The organism is Butyrivibrio sp. FCS014 (assembly GCF_000526935.1).
Lineage (GTDB): Bacteria > Bacillota > Clostridia > Lachnospirales > Lachnospiraceae > Butyrivibrio.
In genome coordinates this window covers 158,842-175,931 of record NZ_JAHA01000019.1, presented here as the reverse complement: position 1 = coordinate 175,931, position 17,090 = coordinate 158,842, and the positions used below count along the sequence as shown (strand labels likewise).

Annotated in this window: 10 protein-coding genes; all 10 read left to right on the top strand. The window is 46.3% G+C overall.

Annotated features, from left to right (window positions below; translation table 11 throughout):
* Nucleotides 1-83 precede the first annotated feature (83 nt).
* The 10 genes from polA to T456_RS0113845 all read left to right on the top strand — a co-directional run bounded on the left by polA (nucleotide 84) and on the right by T456_RS0113845 (nucleotide 17,090).
* A complete protein-coding gene (polA, locus tag T456_RS0113890) occupies nucleotides 84-2,246 on the top strand; it encodes a DNA polymerase I (protein WP_024866624.1) in 2,163 nt (720 codons plus the stop codon).
* Nucleotides 2,233-2,862 carry a dephospho-CoA kinase gene (gene coaE / locus T456_RS0113885; protein WP_024866623.1) on the top strand — a complete coding sequence of 210 codons (630 nt, stop codon included), beginning with the start codon at nucleotides 2,233-2,235 and terminating at the stop codon, nucleotides 2,860-2,862. The genes polA and coaE overlap by 14 nt, the downstream gene beginning before the upstream one ends.
* A 1-nt stretch (nucleotide 2,863) precedes the next feature.
* Nucleotides 2,864-5,044, top strand: a complete 2,181-nt coding sequence (locus T456_RS0113880) for a cell division protein FtsA (protein WP_024866622.1) — start codon at nucleotides 2,864-2,866, stop codon at nucleotides 5,042-5,044.
* Between the two features lie 25 nt (nucleotides 5,045-5,069).
* Complete coding sequence (locus tag T456_RS0113875; protein ID WP_024866621.1) at nucleotides 5,070-5,867, top strand: MBL fold metallo-hydrolase; 798 nt, start codon at nucleotides 5,070-5,072, stop codon at nucleotides 5,865-5,867.
* Nucleotides 5,868-5,959: 92 nt separating this feature from the next.
* On the top strand, nucleotides 5,960-6,988 hold the full coding sequence (locus T456_RS0113870) for an HD-GYP domain-containing protein (protein ID WP_024866620.1): 1,029 nt from the start codon (nucleotides 5,960-5,962) through the stop codon (nucleotides 6,986-6,988).
* A 69-nt stretch (nucleotides 6,989-7,057) separates the two neighbouring features.
* On the top strand, nucleotides 7,058-7,330 hold the full coding sequence (locus tag T456_RS0113865; protein WP_024866619.1) for an ACT domain-containing protein: 273 nt from the start codon (nucleotides 7,058-7,060) through the stop codon (nucleotides 7,328-7,330).
* Nucleotides 7,331-7,344: 14 nt separating this feature from the next.
* Nucleotides 7,345-8,709: a PFL family protein gene (locus T456_RS0113860; protein ID WP_024866618.1), complete on the top strand. Its 1,365-nt coding sequence runs from the start codon at nucleotides 7,345-7,347 to the stop codon at nucleotides 8,707-8,709.
* A 238-nt stretch (nucleotides 8,710-8,947) separates the two neighbouring features.
* Entirely contained in the window at nucleotides 8,948-9,265 is a 318-nt protein-coding gene (locus tag T456_RS0113855) for a PilZ domain-containing protein (protein WP_024866617.1), read from the top strand.
* A 47-nt stretch (nucleotides 9,266-9,312) separates the two neighbouring features.
* Entirely contained in the window at nucleotides 9,313-14,376 is a 5,064-nt protein-coding gene (locus tag T456_RS0113850; RefSeq protein WP_024866616.1) for a hypothetical protein, read from the top strand.
* 242 nt (nucleotides 14,377-14,618) lie between these two features.
* The gene (locus tag T456_RS0113845; protein ID WP_024866615.1) at nucleotides 14,619-17,090 is read left to right on the top strand and encodes an MMPL family transporter; all 2,472 of its coding nucleotides are present in this window, start codon (nucleotides 14,619-14,621) and stop codon (nucleotides 17,088-17,090) included.

The window sequence follows — 17,090 nt, the reverse complement described above, 5'->3', positions numbered from 1 at the left end:
TAAGCGCAGCCTAGATCTGCCTAGACCTGCCTAACACTCGCAATTGTCCTATGATCTTACCCCTTTGATCGGAATGGAGATATATGTCTGAAGGAAGACTTACAATTATCCTTGAGAATTTAATACAGGATGCGTTTTATTCAATCCCGGATTTTACTGACGCTGAAGGTAACCACATCGGCGGTATTTACGGCGCCCTCTACAAGATCTTGTCCCTGCTGAGGACAGGAGAATACCAGAACATCGAGATCGCCCCTTCAGAACCCGCCGGCGCCCTCACCCCGGCACTATCCTGGCAGGTCGGGAAGTTTCGTGACCTCCTTGGAGATAAGACCATTCTTTCGCAGCAGGACTTATCTTTCCTGGAAGAGAGCCTTACGCGTTTTGCCCCGGGCGGAAGCTTTGAGGCCCCGGCGGTTATCAGCATAACAGCCAACATCACCTCGGATTACAGCGAGGTGGAGGAGATATTCAAGAAGGCGGAAGCATACGGCGCGGCAGATCCCGCAAACTACATCGGTTATTACGTTCTTACCGACAATCCCGACAAGAGCAAGAAGGGCAGTATTCTGGGACTTTCCCTTTGCTTTGCTGATGACAACGCCTACTACATCCCGGTCATCAATTTCATCACCGAGGACTATCTAGGCAAGAAGCTCACCGGGCTCAGTAAGACCTGCAGCCTGTCCACCTTTGATATTAAGGAGAGCTACAGGCTTTTTGCCCCTGCAGAGATAGAAGACAGGACCAAGGGCACAGACCTTGAGGATGCCAGCTACCGGACTAAGCCAAGATGCTTTGACATTCTTATCGGTGCCTACATTGCAAATCCCATCAAGAACGACTATAGCCCGTCTGACATCAGCACCGAGTACTTAAAGCTCCCTCTGGAGAAAAGAGCCGACGTATTTGGCAAGACTTCTCTTTCCGAAGCCGATGAGAAGACAGTTGGAGACTATGCCTGCAAGATAGCATTTGTGTGCAGAAGCGCAGCAGCGCCGATTCGCAGGAAACTTGATAAGACCGGCATGACCGGACTTTTCTACAATATAGAGATGCCTCTTTCATACATTCTTTTCGCAATGGAAAAAGAGGGAATCATAGCCCGCAGGGACGCACTTAAAGAGTACGGAGACAAGCTCTCCGTGAGGATTGGCGAGCTGGAGAAGGCAATCTACGAGGCTGCCGGGTGCGAGTTCAATATCAACTCACCCAAGCAGCTTGGAGAGATCCTTTTCGAGAAGTTGGGACTTCCTGCAGAGAAGAAGACCAAATCCGGATATTCCACAGCGGCGGATGTTTTGGAGAAACTTGCTCCGGACCACAGCATTGTTGCGGATATCCTTGAATACAGAGGACTGGCGAAGCTTAAGTCCACCTACGCAGACGGCCTGGCTGCATTTATTGAAGAGGACAACAGGATCCACACCAGCTTCAACCAGACAATTACTGCAACAGGAAGGATAAGCTCAACAGAGCCCAACCTTCAGAACATACCCATGAGAACCGAGCTTGGAAGGCTTATCCGAAAGGTTTTTGTACCTAAGGACGGCTACGTATTTGCCGATGCAGACTACTCACAGATCGAGCTCAGGATCCTGGCTCATATGTCAGGGGATCAGGGACTTATCAGTGCCTATCACGAGGGAGACGATATTCATGCCATCACGGCCTCCAAGGTTTTCCATGTACCCTTCGAGGAGGTAACACCTCTCCAGAGGCGAAATGCCAAGGCTGTTAACTTCGGTATCGTGTACGGGATCAGCTCTTTTGGCCTGTCTCAGGACCTGTCCATCCCTGTAGGCGAGGCTAAGGAGTATATGGAGAAATACTTTGAGACCTATCCGGGAGTTCGGGATTATCAGAACAAAGTGATCGCAGAGGCCAAGGAGAATGGCTACTCCGTTACAATGTTCGGAAGAAGACGCCCCATCCCTGAGCTTAAATCCGGCAACTTCAACCTCAGGCAGTTTGGCGAGAGAGTTGCCATGAACGCACCCATTCAGGGCACGGCGGCTGACATAATGAAGATTGCCATGATCAATGTCTTTTTCCGGATGAAGAGAGAACAGCTGAAATCCGCACTGATCCTGCAGATCCACGATGAGCTGGTTATCGAGACCGCTCCCGATGAGGTGGAGAAAGTGACAGAGCTTCTTAAGGATGAGATGGAGAAGGCTGTAACTTTGGCGGTGCCCATGGAAGTTGATTGTCACACGGGAAGCGACTGGTATGAAGCAAAGTAAGCTCGTAAAAGGAAAGACAAATATCGTCGGCGTCACCGGAGGGGTTGGTGCAGGAAAGAGCAGAGTCCTTGGCTATTTGGAAGAACACTGCAATTGCCGCATTATCTTTTCCGATCAGGTGGCTAATGACATCAAGAAGAGAGGGTATCCGGCTTATGACGAGCTGGTGAATCTCCTGGGAAAAGAGATACTGGGGGACGACCTGGAGATTGACAAGGCGAAAATGGCAAAAGCGATCTTTGCCGACAATAATCTGCTGGAGAAGGTCAATAACATTTTGCATCCTGCGGTAAATACATTTATTATTAATATAATAGATGAAGAGCGGGACAGAGGCGTGTTGGACTTCGTTTTCGTAGAGGCCGCGCTTCTTATAGAGAACGGATATGACCGCATTGTAGATGAGCTGTGGTATGTGTACGCGGATGAAGCCGTAAGACGGCAGAGACTTAAGGACTCCCGCGGATATTCTGATGAGAAGACAGACAGCATCATGTCAAGTCAGCTTTCTGATGAGGAATTCAGGAAGCATGCGGATTTTGTGATAGATAACGGCGTGGACTTTGAGGTCACAGCCGCTATGATAGATCAAAAACTTGGGGATTGGAGAAAATGAGATGGCAAGTTTAGAGCAGTCAGATCAGAAAGTGGTATTCGGTCTTGATATCGGAACCAGAAGCGTTGTTGGTACCGTGGGTTACATGAATGACGGCCAGTTCAATGTTATCGCTCAGGCAGTGGAGAAGCACGAGACCAGAGCAATGCTTGACGGACAGATCCATGATATCGGCAAGGTTGGCGGGACCGTAAGAAAGGTCAAGGAGAAACTGGAGCAGCAGACAGATATTCATCTGACTGATGTTTGCATCGCTGCGGCCGGTCGTGTGCTCAGAACCGTTCGCACAACCTATGACTATGAGTATCCCGACGGACACGAGATCACAGATGAGGATATCTACAACCTGGATTCCGGCGCGGTTGAGAAGGCCTATGCCGAGTTCCTTGCAAATAACACTTCAGACCTTAAGTTTTATCTGGTAGGATATTCCGTAATGCATTATTATCTGGACGGATATCAGATTGCTAACCTGGAGGGCCACAATGCAGGCAAGGTAAGCGTTGAGCTTATCGCAACCTTCCTTCCCGATGACTGCGTTGACGGTCTTTACAAGGCCTGTGAGAGAGCGGACCTTAAGGTTGCAAACCTGACTCTCGAGCCTATAGCCGCTATGATGGTTGCAATCCCCGACAGATTCAGAATGCTGAACCTTGCTCTTGTGGATGTAGGTGCCGGAACCTCCGATATCTGCATAACAGACGACGGCTCCATCACAGCCTACGGAATGCTTCCAATCGCCGGAGACGATATAACAGAGATCATTGCCCAGCACTGCCTTGTGGACTTTAATGCAGCAGATGAGATCAAGATCAGCGCAAGCCACAACGACAAGGTTGAATATACAGACATCATGGGTCTTAAGAAGACCATCACAGCTAAAGAGATTGCCAGGATCATCAAGCCCAAGGTTGAGGAGATGGCTCTTAAGGCAACCACTGAGATCAAAAAACTCAACGGCGACAAGCCCGTCAGCGCTGTATTTGTAGTAGGCGGAGGCGGATGTGTGCCCGGTTATACCAAGGCCATCGCAAGAGATATGGATATCCCTGAGGAGCGTGTTGCTTTGAGGGGCGAGGAGGTCATGAAGAACATCACCTTCCTCAACAACGACGGCATCGAGAGGGATTCACTTCTCGTTACACCTCTTGGTATCTGCATCAGCTACTACGAGGAGGCCAACAACTTTATCTTTGTATCCTTCAACGGAGCCCAGACCAAGATCTACGACAACGGCAAGCTTCAGATCGTGGATGCTGCCATGCAGGCTTCCTTCCCTAATGAGGATCTTTTCCCGAAGAGAGGTGAAGAGCTCAGGTACACCGTTAACGGAAAAGAAAAAGTGGCCAGAGGCGAACCCGGTGAAGCTGCGGTTATTTCCCTTAACGGCAAGCCCGCAGACATTCACAGCAAGATCCACGCCAACGATATCATTGAGGTTACTCCTTCAACAGCAGGTGACCCCGGTAAGGCTATAGTTGAGAATATCCCTGAGTTTAAGACCAGGTTCAGCGTAAATGTAAACGGCAAGAATGTTGAGGCCTCAAGGTATGCCACCGTCAACGGTGAGGCACAGACCGGCTACTACAGCATCAAGCCCGGTGATGAAGTTAAGATCCTTGACTACAACACTGCAGCTCAGATCGCAGAACTTATGGATATTGAGCTCACGGAAGATACAGTGATCATCGTCAACAACGAGAGGGGCGATGCCAATACTCCTGTTTACGAGAACTTCAAGGTTGAGTTCAAGTCTCAGGAAGAAGCCATCATGGATTACTACAAGGACTTCCCCAGCGCTGATGAAGTAGCTATCAGCCAGGCCAATGAGGAAGCCTATGAGAATATGGATTACGAGAAGAGACTTCACTCGGATGCAAGCGGACAGCTTAGCTTCTCAGATCTTCCCGATGATGATGGAACCTATGAGAAGTCCGAGGCCCCGGAGGATGCAAACGAAGTTAAAAATATCCTGGCTCACGACCTTCATATTATAGTAAATAACTCTGCCATAACCCTTCACGGTAAGGCAGACTACATATTTGTAGATATCTTCGATGCCATCGACTTTGACCTTTCAAAGCCTAACGGAAGGTCCATTGTCACCACCCTTAACGGCTCAACACCTGATTACATGCAGCCCATCCATGAGGGAGACAAGATCGAAGTATATTGGAAGTAAAAAGTTTTTTGGGAGATTTGTTTTAATGCGTTTTACCAGTATTGCCAGTGGGAGCAGCGGGAACTGTACCTACATCGGAAGTGATAACACCCATATTCTTGTGGATGTGGGGATCAGCAAGAAGAGAATAGAAGAGGGACTTAACCAGCTTGATCTGTCTTTTGACGACATCAGCGCTATTTTCGTGACCCATGAGCATTCGGATCACATCGCTGCCATCAGGACTATTCTCAAGAAATACGATATTCCCGTTTACGCCACCGCCGGCACCATTGAAGGTATCAGAGAGAGTGACAAAAAAGGAGAGATCGCCGGAGCTGAGTTTGTAAGAGTAGTTGCAGACAAGGAAGTTATGGTGGGTGATCTTACCGTCAATCCCATGAGGATTTCCCATGATGCCTACGAGCCCTGCGGTTATCGTATCTTTTGCGGCGGAAGGAAGGTTGGAGTGGCAACTGACCTTGGCTGCTATGATGAATATACAGTTGATGCCCTCACCGGGTGTGACGCACTTTTGCTGGAGGCCAATCACGATATCAGGATGCTTCAGACAGGTCCTTACCCTTATTACCTTAAGAGCAGGATCCTAAGTGACAGGGGACATCTTAGCAATGACAAGAGCAGCGAGCTGCTCTGCAGGCTTTTGCATGATGGCATGGAGGGAATCTTCCTCGGCCATCTGTCTAAAGAGAACAATATGCCCGAACTGGCTTATGAGACCGTTCGGGTTGGCATTGAGCTTGGGGATACTCCCTATCACGGAAATGATTTTCGCATTATGGTGGCAGATAGATCCAATATGTCGCCTGTTTTGGAGTTCTGATGTATATGAGCCTTCCGGTATGATATGTGCCATTTCAGGTGGTACAATATCTAAGACGGAGGGCTTTCTCTTTTTTACAGGAGGGATAGAGCATGGAATATACTGTTGCGGTTGTTGATGATGAGAGCGTTATCTTAAGATTGGTCAGCAGAATATTGTCCCAGGAAGATATCCGTGTGATAATGCTGAATTCCGGCAAAGCTCTCCTTGATTATATGAGAATCGGGGAACCGGACATGATCCTCCTTGACATTCTGATGCCTGAAATGGATGGTCTGGAAACCATTACGAAACTCCGTGCTCTGGAAAAAGAGCTGGGAAAGCAAAGTACGCCCGTGATATTCCTTACAGGCGAAGAAAGAGCTGAAATAGAGACAAAAGGTCTTGAGCTTGGAGCCATGGACTTTATCAAGAAACCCTTTGTTCCTAAGGTTCTGACTTTGAGGGTGATACATTCTATCCAGCTTGTAAGGCTTCAGAATGATCTTACCGCAGAGGTATACCGCAAGACCATGGAGAACCAGCGGCTTTCCCTTCAGATCGTGAAAACCCTTGCTGAGACCATCGATGCCAAGGATACCTACACAAACGGTCATTCCGGAAGAGTTGCGGAATATTCCAGGGAGATCGCCAGACGTTTTGGCTATGACCCGGAAGCCCAGAGCAAGATTTACATGATGGGGCTGCTTCACGATGTAGGCAAAATAGGTATTCCCGATGCCATTATCAACAAGCCCGGCAAGCTTACCGACGAGGAATATGCCGTTATGAAGGCCCATCCTGAAATGGGGGCCAAGATACTTTCAGCGGTCAAGGATATGCCTGAACTGGTCACCGGTGCCAGGTATCATCACGAAAGGTATGACGGAAAGGAATATCCCGATGGCCTTTCGGGAAAAGACATTCCGGAGCAGGCCCGCATGATAGCTGTTGCGGATGCCTATGACGCCATGTCCAGCAAAAGAAGCTACCGCGATCCCTTAAGCCAGGATGTGGTCAGAGCGGAAGTCGTAAAGGGCAGAGGCACGCAGTTTGATCCTGTCTTTGCAGACATAATGCTCGCTATGATCGATGAGGACACAGATTACAACATGAGAGAAAAAGATATTGCAAAGTTATAAACTGAGCAATGACACAAACACAGGTATTATGTTATTTTATATAAAGTATTGATTTATCGAGGAGGAAGTATGAATAAGACTATCATCACAGTAGTAGGAAAAGACACAGTAGGTATTATCGCCAAGGTATGTACTTACCTGGCAGAATCTCACATCAACATTCTCGACATCTCCCAAACCATCGTAAGCGGCTATTTCAACATGATGATGATCGTAGACATGTCAGGCACAGACAAGGAGTTCAACACTGTTGCCGACGATCTTGAGGCTCTTGGCAAGGACATCGGAGTAGTTATCAAGTGCCAGCGCGAAGAGATCTTTGATTCCATGCACAGAATCTGATAGGAGAGGTAGACATGATCAACATACATGAGGTAGTTGAAACCAATGAGATGATCGAGAAGGAGAACCTGGATGTCAGGACCATTACTCTGGGCATCAGCCTTCTTGACTGTATAGATGAGGACCTGGATAAGGTCTGTGACAATATTTACAACAAGATTTATGACACGGCAAAAGACCTGGTGAAGACCGGAGACCAGATCGCAAGGGAGTTTGGGGTTCCCATTGTAAATAAGAGAATATCCGTAACTCCGATAGCCTTAGTTGGCGGCGCAGCCTGCAAGACTCCCGAGGATTTTGTCAGGATTGCGGAAACTCTTGATGAAGTTGCCAAGAAGGTTGGGGTAAACTTCATCGGAGGATATTCAGCTCTTGTGAGCAAGGGAATGACCACTGCCGACAGACTCCTTATAGAGTCCATTCCCATGGCTCTGGCAAACACAGATGTTGTTTGTTCTTCCGTAAATGTAGGCTCCACCAAGACCGGTATCAATATGGATGCCGTAAGGCTTATGGGCACCATTGTAAAAGAAACAGCTAATGCCACTAAGGAATCGGATTCCCTTGGATGTGCAAAGCTTGTTATATTCTGTAATGCCCCCGATGACAACCCCTTTATGGCAGGTGCTTTCCACGGAGTTACCGAGGCTGACAAGATCATAAATGTCGGAGTAAGCGGCCCCGGGGTAGTTAAGACCGCTCTTGAGAAGGTAAGAGGCGAGAACTTTGAGGTTCTTTGCGAGACCATCAAGAAGACTGCATTTAAGGTAACCAGAGTTGGCCAGCTTGTGGCTCAGGAAGCTTCAAGAAGACTTGATGTTCCCTTTGGAATCATTGACCTTTCACTGGCTCCTACGCCTGCCATCGGTGACAGCGTAGCCGACATCCTTCATGAGATCGGCGTAGAACATCCGGGAGCACCGGGTACAACGGCAGCGCTGGCTCTTTTGAATGATCAGGTCAAAAAAGGCGGTGTCATGGCCTCATCCTATGTGGGAGGACTTTCAGGTGCCTTTATCCCCGTAAGTGAGGATCAGGGAATGATCAATGCCGTTGAGGCAGGAGCTCTTACCCTGGAGAAGCTGGAAGCAATGACCTGCGTATGCTCCGTGGGACTTGATATGATCGCGATTCCCGGAGACACAAAGGATACCACCATTGCCGGTATCATAGCAGATGAGATGGCCATCGGTATGATCAACCAGAAGACCACAGCAGTGCGCCTTATCCCTGTCATTGGAAAGGGAGTTGGCGAAACAGTTGAGTTCGGAGGCCTTTTAGGATATGCACCTATCATGCCTGTCAATAAGTTTTCATGCGATGAATTTGTTAACAGAGGAGGACGAATCCCCGCACCGGTACACAGTTTCAAGAACTGATATCTAATTTATTTTCACCGGATCACAAACTTAATAAATCATATCATATAAAATAATCATAAATTACATTAAAAAAGTAAAATATGATTGCTTTTATGATGAGCGTTCCTGTATAATCCATATTGGTATTAAGGAACGCCCGTAACATTGAGCCTTAATATGTGCACTGAAACTAAATTAAGTACGCATTGGTTAAGGCTCTTTAATTTTGCAAAAGATTGGAGAGGTGAAAACAAAAATGGAAGAACGCAGAAAAATCAACAGAGTGGATTTCAGTGCAAACAGTGTGATCGTAGACAGAAATACACAGGAGAAGTACTACGGACAGGTTAAGAACATCAGCCCCCTGGGAATCGCAATCACAGTAAATGGTGATACGCCTTCTCTCGTAGGAAAAGATGTCATCGTAGTTGCAGAGACATTGATCATGTACGCTGACTGCATCAGAGAAGATGAAGACGGCGAGAACAGAACAGTAGCATTCTGCTCCAAGAAGTTTACCAACGATGTTCTGCAGTATTTGTTCGATCATATCGGATCGGAAGAAGCGATCTAAACAGTAACCCAAAAATCGAGTCAAAATGTGTGTGAGAGGGAAAATTTATGAAGAGAAAAACAATTGACAGACAGATAATCAAGGCGCTTTCCATTGGAATCAGTGCAAGCATGATGCTCCAGCCCGTAACAGCTCTGGCTAATGAAGGTGTTGCTGCATCAGAAGATGGCGCATCAGAGCCTGTTGCTGCTCCTACAGAGGTTGCTCCTGCACAGGTAGCAGCTCCCATGAATGTAGAAGTATCAAAGGAAGTAGTTGAAGCTAAGGTTGAAGTAGAGAAAGCAATCGAGACAGGCAAGGAAGAGACTACTCAGGCAGAGACTCCTGCTATTGAGAATGCGCAGGCAGATGTTCAGAATCCCGTTTCTGAGAATGCTCAGATTGAGGCCGATGAAAATGTCATTGACCAGAAACTTGGCGAGGCATCAGAGGCTATCGACAATATTGGTAACAATGTAAAGAATCTTGATAATGTAAATAGACAGGCAACAGCTGCTGTTGAGGAATATGAAGAGACAGTTAGCGAGGATGCTGTTAATTATGCAGAGACCTTTGCAGAAGCAGCTAAGACAGAGGCAGAGGATGCTGCAGATGCATCAAAGAAGGCCGGCGAGGCAGCTGACGATGCAGAAAAGGCAGCTGGCAGTGTAAAGGCTGCTGCAGAAACTGTTTATTCAACCTATGAAGCTGCAAATCAGGCAAGAGTTCAGGCTAAGCAGAATGTTGATAAGGCTAACGACGATGTGGTAGAAGCTCAGGCTCAGGTTGAGGCTGCTGATAAGGCAGTTGAAAATGCAAAGGCTGATGCTGATGCAGCTGAGAAGGCTCTTACAGATGCAAGAAATGCTTATACAGAGGCAACTAACAAGGTTAAGGCAGCTCAGGATAAGCTTGATGCGATCATCGAAGAGTATGGTCTTAATGCAGAAGATCTTGAAGGAAAAACAGTATATGCCGGCGACGCTAAGGATGCTATCGATGCAGCAAAGGCTGCTTACGATGAGGCAGAGGCAGCTCTTTCGGTTGCTCAGGCTAACCTTAAGACAGCCAGAGAGAATAATCAGAAGGCTATCAGTGAACGCAATAATGCAAATGGTGCTGCAGCAAAGGCTCAGAAGGAGCTTAAAGCAGCTGAGAAGACCCTTGAGTTTGCTCAGGACGTTCAAGAGGCATGGGAAGAGACTGTTGAATTCTGGCAGGGCCAGTATGATGCGGCACAGGCCCAGGTAGTACAGGCTCAGGCAAGAGTTAATGAGGCTCAGGGTAAGTACGATGATGCTGTAAATAACTTCAACGAGAAGCTGGCTGCCTATAATACTGCAAATGATGAACTGGATAAGGCTGACAGAGAATATGATGCTGCCTATGGTGATGCACTTGCTAAAGAGAAAGCATATTTTACAGCATTAGGTGATCAGGCAACTAAGAAGGCAGCTTATGATGCAGCTGTAATTAAGTATGGTAAGGCTTCTAAGAATGCTGATGATGCATGGGAGGCTCTTAAAAAGGCAAACAACGCTGTTTCATCTGCTGAGTTAGCAATGAGTGAAGCAAAGAAGGTTCTTGACAGAGAGACCCGGGAGCATGCTGAAGCTTTAACTGCTCTTGAAAAAGCTAATAATGCTAAAACTGATGCTGATAAAGCTGTAACAGATGCCCAGAAGGCGCAGAAGGAAGCTGCAGAGGCGGTTGAGATAGCTGTAAAGGCAACAAAGGCTGCTGAAGGTGAACTCAATAAAAAAGCAGCTCAGGTAACAGCCCAGGAATCTGCAATAACAAATTTGGAAAAAGAAGTTGAGACTCTGAAGGGCAAGGCAGCTGAAGCTAAGGCAGCTGTTGATATAGCACAGGGTAAAGTTAATGAAGCTGTAGGCAAGAGGGACGTAGCAGAGAAGGCCTACAATGATGCAAATAAAGCATATCAGAAACTTGTTAAAGATGTTGAGGATCTGGAGAAAGCTTATAACACAGCCAAGGGTGAGGCTGATGCTGCTGAAAAAGCCAAAAATGATGCTAAGAAAGAATATGATGAAGCAGTAAAAGCGTGTGGTCCTAACAGTGATCTTTCAAAGGCTGTAAAGGCTGCAAAGGAAAAGCTCGATGATGCCGAGAAACTTGTTAAAGAGAAGGCAGGAGCTAAGAAGAGGGCCGAGGATGATCTTAAGAATGCTAAAGATGCTGTTACTACTGCAGCTACGGAACTCGGAAAAGCCAATCAAGCAGTTGAACAGGCAAAGGAAGGCGTAATAAGAGCACAGTCAGAACTTACTACAGCTCAGAATAATCTTACAGAGGCTGAATATATTGCTGCAATCCGTACGGCACAGCAAAAAGAAATGGCTGTATTTAATGACGAGGACCATACCGAAGCAGATCTCAAGAATGCCGATGATAATCTTGCCAAGAAACTTATTGAATTCAAGCTTCGTAATACCGGCGTAAAAGCTGACAATATCACTTCTATGAAAGTGGACGGAGACTATATTGTTGCAACATACAAGGATGAGAACGGCAATGAGGTAACCAAAAAGTTCAACTACGTCCTTGAGGATAAGTCAAATTATAACGGCAAGGAGAACTCATCTCACTGGCTGATCATCAATGAGGTAACAACAGAGGATTACATGGCAAAAGGAACCCAGCAAGTTCCTTGCATGAGAGATGAGAAGGGCAATGTTGCAGACGTAAATAAAGATGATCTGACATATGACCGCAGCAAGAAGCAGTACTACAGAGAAGAAGAGAAGGAAGTAGAGAAACCTTATACAGAGAATGTTACAAGGACCGAAAATAAGTATTATACAAATGACAATGGTGATGTTATTCCTAACAAGAATGTAAGACAGGGCCTTTTGGGACCGTATCATTTCGTTGGATTTGGATGGGAATATCTTACAGAGCATACGGAAGTAACATATTCTTACAAAAAGAACGGCCAGACAATCACTGTTGATGAGAAGGACGTTGATTGGAACGGAAGGAACTATACCTACACACACACCGAGACTGAAACAACAACAGTAAAGACATACTACCACGAGTCTACAAAGGATGTAGAGTATGAATATCCTGCAACAAGAATTGCTTCTTCAGAAGAGTTCTACAAAGAGTCAGACTTCTACGATGCATATAAGAACCACACAATAACAGCTGCACAGAATGAGAAACAAGCAAAAGAAAGAGCTCTTTCACAGGCTAATGGTAGGGTTACAGCAGCTGAAAATGATGTAACTACCTGGTCAGGCAAGCTTTCCGAGTATACAACGGCTCAGGGAAAAGCAGAAGAGGATCTCGAGACAGCAAAAAATAATCTTCAGAACGCAGAGAATCAGAAGTCTGAGTGGAATACAAAGTACACAACGGCAAAGGAGACTCTTGAGAAGGCTGAGGATACCAGAGACAAACTTAAGCGTGAATGGGAGCGTTTAAGCGGTGTATTTGGTGCAGAGTCAAAAGAAGCTAATGATGCATGGAAACTTTATGATGCAGCTGCTAAGAAAGCTAAGAAAGATGGAGAAGATCTTCAGAAGTTAAATAAGGCATACACAGATCTTATCAATGAGGTAGAGAGATTATCCGGTGAGCTTACTAGAGCTCAGAATGCAAAGAAAGATGCTGATGATAAGGTAACAAAAGCTAACGCAAAAGTCGAAGAGGCTAAGAAGACACTTGAAACATTGAAGCGGGAAGCTGGAGAGGCTCTCGAGCGTTATAATGAAGCTGCTAAGAATGAAAATCAGATTAAGGGTGAGGCCTATGATGTTAATATTACTCTGATCGAAGCCCTTAAGGAGCAGACTAAGCAGGCTAATGCTGTGATCTATGCTCAGGGAGAGCATAGAAAAGCTGACCTCGAGTTTATCGCTGCTGATTCTGATTACCGGACTAAGATAGCAACCTACAATAACAAAGTAGGTGAGCAGACCAGAAAGCAGATTGCATACAACAGCGCTGTGGCAGCTGAGACAAAGGCTGAGAATGAGTTCAATGCTGCTAAGAAAGCATATGAAGAAGCAGTAAGAAATACAGAGAGCAAGGGCGATGCATATGATGCTGCATATGACAGATACATTGCAGCACAGAGCAAGTACAACACAAAGAAAAATGAGCGCAAGAAAGCCCTCGCTGAGCTTGAAAAAGCGGCAGGAGAAGTTATTACTGCAAAAGGCAAACTTGATACAGCTGAAGCTATCAGAGATGGCTGGGCAAGAGATGCAGCTGCTAAGAAGGGTGAGCTTGAGTCTGCAGAATACTTCAAGGGACTGGCAGATGATTTCGTAGAAGCCGCACAAGATGCTCTGACAAGGGCCCAGACCCTGGCTAACAACGCTAACAGCAACGCAGAAGAAAAGCAACAGGCAGCTATTGATGCAACAAATGCTCTGTTTGCGGCGGTAGATGCAGAGAAGGCTGCTAATGCGAAGTTTGAAGCTGTTAAGAAAGCTTACCAGAAAGTTCTTGAAATGGCAGCAGCTCTTAATAACCTCAAGACACAGCAGGGCGTAAGCGCTGAGGCTATAGATAGTCTTCAGACAGCATATAAAAACGCTAAAGCTCAGTACGATAATGCAGTAGACGCAGCAACCGAGGCTCAGGAGAACTATGAGAGAGCACAGGCAGCCGCAGACGAGGCAGTTAGGATATTTAACAATGGCGGATCATTCAGGGTTGTTATTCCCAGATCTTATGATCAGTCTACAAATGATGATGCTGACGATGCAGGAACAGTAGTAGCAGTTACACCTCAGGCTATCGCTGATGTAGCAGCAGCTGACGGAGCACAGGCAGTTCTCGCCGGAAGAACAAATACCGGAAGAGGCCGTGGGACCGGCAACGCAGAAGTTACAGTAGATATCGCTGATGAGGAAGTTGCACTGGCAGAGACTCCTGTAGAGGAGACACAGCCTGAGGCTGAGGATACCGTAGTTGCAACTATCGAAGATGAAGATACAGCTAAGGCTGATACAATCCCTGTAGAAGCTAAGAAGGGCTTCTCATGGTGGTGGCTCCTCATCCTGGCAGCTATTACAGGCGTATCTGTAGAGGAGATCTACAGAAGACGTAATGCCAAGGAGAAGGCCGGAAAATCTGTAAACACAGATAATAAATAATGGACCCGATTAAGTTGCTATAATAGAAATTCACCTCACACACACAATCAAAGGAGAGCTCCCCGTCCCTCGGGGAGCTTTTCTTTGCATTATGAAAAATAACGATGAAATTATAAAAAAATTATTAAATTTTTGTTACCATATCTTGTATTTTTTTATGGAAATGCAGCTAAATTTAGTTTATAATTTTTTGTGTCGGTGTTTGACCGGCAGTCAATTTTAAGTTTGAGGGGACAAGGGGAATGAACGACAACGAAAAAAAGGGCAATAGTTTTATGCTCAAAATCTGCGCTTTCATAGTCGATAAGCGCAATCTGTTCTTTCTGATCTATGCGATTCTCTGCATATTTTCAGCTGTTTCAAGAAATTGGGTAGGAGTTGAGAACAAACTTGACAAATACCTTCCTGCTACTTCAGAGACCAGGATGGGCCTGGATCTTATGGAAGAGCAGTTCATGACATACGGATCCGTCAAGGTCATGGTGGCTAATATATCCTATGACCAGGCACTTCTTATTAAGGATGAACTGGAAGACATTGACGGAGTATTTGTCGCAGAAGTGGATGAGACCGACAAGCATTACAATAACGGATCCGCTCTGTTTGACATCACCTTTGATTACGATGAGGATGAAGAGGAGTGTCTGGCACTTCTTGATCAGGTAACCGCATATTTCGAACCATATGATGCTTACCTTTCATCTACACTGGGAGATCCCCAGTCCAAGCTCATCGATCACGAGATGAGCATCATCTCAATTCTTGTAGTATTTATCGTAGTATTTGTGCTTCTTTTAACATCACAGGCTTACGCGGAGGTTCCGGTTCTTTTGCTGACATTCGGATCGGCAGCTCTTGTACAGATGGGAACCAACTTCCTAATGGGCACTATCTCTTTTGTCTCTGACTCCGTGACCATCGTATTGCAGCTGGCACTGTCGGTAGACTACGCAGTTATCTTCCTTAACAGATACAAAGAGGAACACGCAGAGCTTCCTTACAGAGAAGCGACCATTCTGGCTCTTTCCAAATCCATTCCGGAAATTTCCGGAAGTTCACTGACTACCATGGGCGGTCTTTTCGCAATGCTGTTCATGCAGTTTGGAATCGGCAAGGACATGGGTATCATTCTTATGAAGTCCATCGTCTTAAGCCTTCTTTCAGTATTCCTTCTTATGCCGGGTATCATCATGGTGTTCGCACCTCTCATGGAGAAGACCCAGCACAAGAATTTCATTCCCAAGATTCCTTTTGTTGGTAAATTTGCATATGCATCAAGATTTATTGTGGCTCCGCTGTTTGTTGTGGTCATTATAGCCGCTTATTTCATTCAGGCAAGGACACCTTACGTTTTCGGCTATTCCAAGATCACACCGCCTCTTACCAATGAGGTTCAGGCAGCCCAGAATATGCAGAAGGCGAACTTCAAGTCAGACAACTTCGTGGCTCTTGTGTTCCCTTCGGGAGACTATGAAGAAGAGAAGCTTCTTATAGAAGATCTTCTTGCCAGAGACGAAGTGAGCTCCATTACAGGTCTTGCCAATACCGAGGCCCTTGGCGGATATACACTTACAGACAAACTTTCACCCCGTCAGTTCTCCGAACTCCTGGATATAGATTATGAAATTGCGGAGCTGGTTTATGCAGCCTACGCAGTTAACGACGAAGATTATGCCAAGGCTATCAACGGCCTTGTAAACTATAAGGTTCCCCTCATCGACATGTTCATGTTTGTTTATCAGGAGGTAAAAGAGGGATATGTAACCCTCAACGATGACCTGATGAAGAAGCTGGAAGATGCCAATAAGATGATGACCTTTGCCAAGAATCAGCTTAGAGGCGAGGACTACTCCAGAATTCTGGTTTATCTCAATCTTCCCGAGGAATCTCCCGAGACCTTTGCATTCATCGATACTATGCGTAGCATAGGAGAGAAGCACTACGAAGAGGGCAAGGTTTATGTGGTTGGCGAATCAGTGAGCCAGTACGATCTTGAGAAGTGCTTCAGCAGGGATAACAAGGTTACAGGCATCATCTCCATCCTGGCGGTTCTGGTGGTACTTCTTTTCACCTTCAAATCCGCAGGTATGCCTGTGCTGCTGATCGCGGTTATTCAGGGATGTATCTGGATGAACTTCGCAATCCCCGCAATCCGCAAGGACAATCTGTTCTTCCTTGGCTACCTTATCGTAAGTTCCATTCAGATGGGTGCCAACATCGACTACGCCATCGTTATCGCCGGCAGATACACAGAGCTTCGTGAGAAGATGGGCAAAAGAGACGCCATTATCGATACCATGAATCTTTCCTTCCCTACGATCATTACCTCCGGTACAATGCTGGCGGTTGCGGGAACTCTTATCGGTAAGATGACTTCCGACTGTGCTATCTATGGAATCGGAAAGGCTCTTGGACGAGGAACAATCATTTCCATCATTGTTACCATGTTCGTTCTTCCTCAGATCCTTCTGGTTGGTGATAAGGTTATCGAACTTACAGCCTTTGTTATGAACATGCCTTTGCAGACCAAGCAGCTTTCAGGCGCCATGAGAATTGACGGCGTTGTCCGTGGTAAGATTGACGGAACCGTAAACGGTGTGGTTCATGCTGTGGTTCGCGGTAACGTAAGTGCTTATATAGAGAACGGTGACGTTCAGATGCTTGAGGATGAAGATAATACAACAACGCCGGTTTTGGAAGAGGAGGGCGTGTAA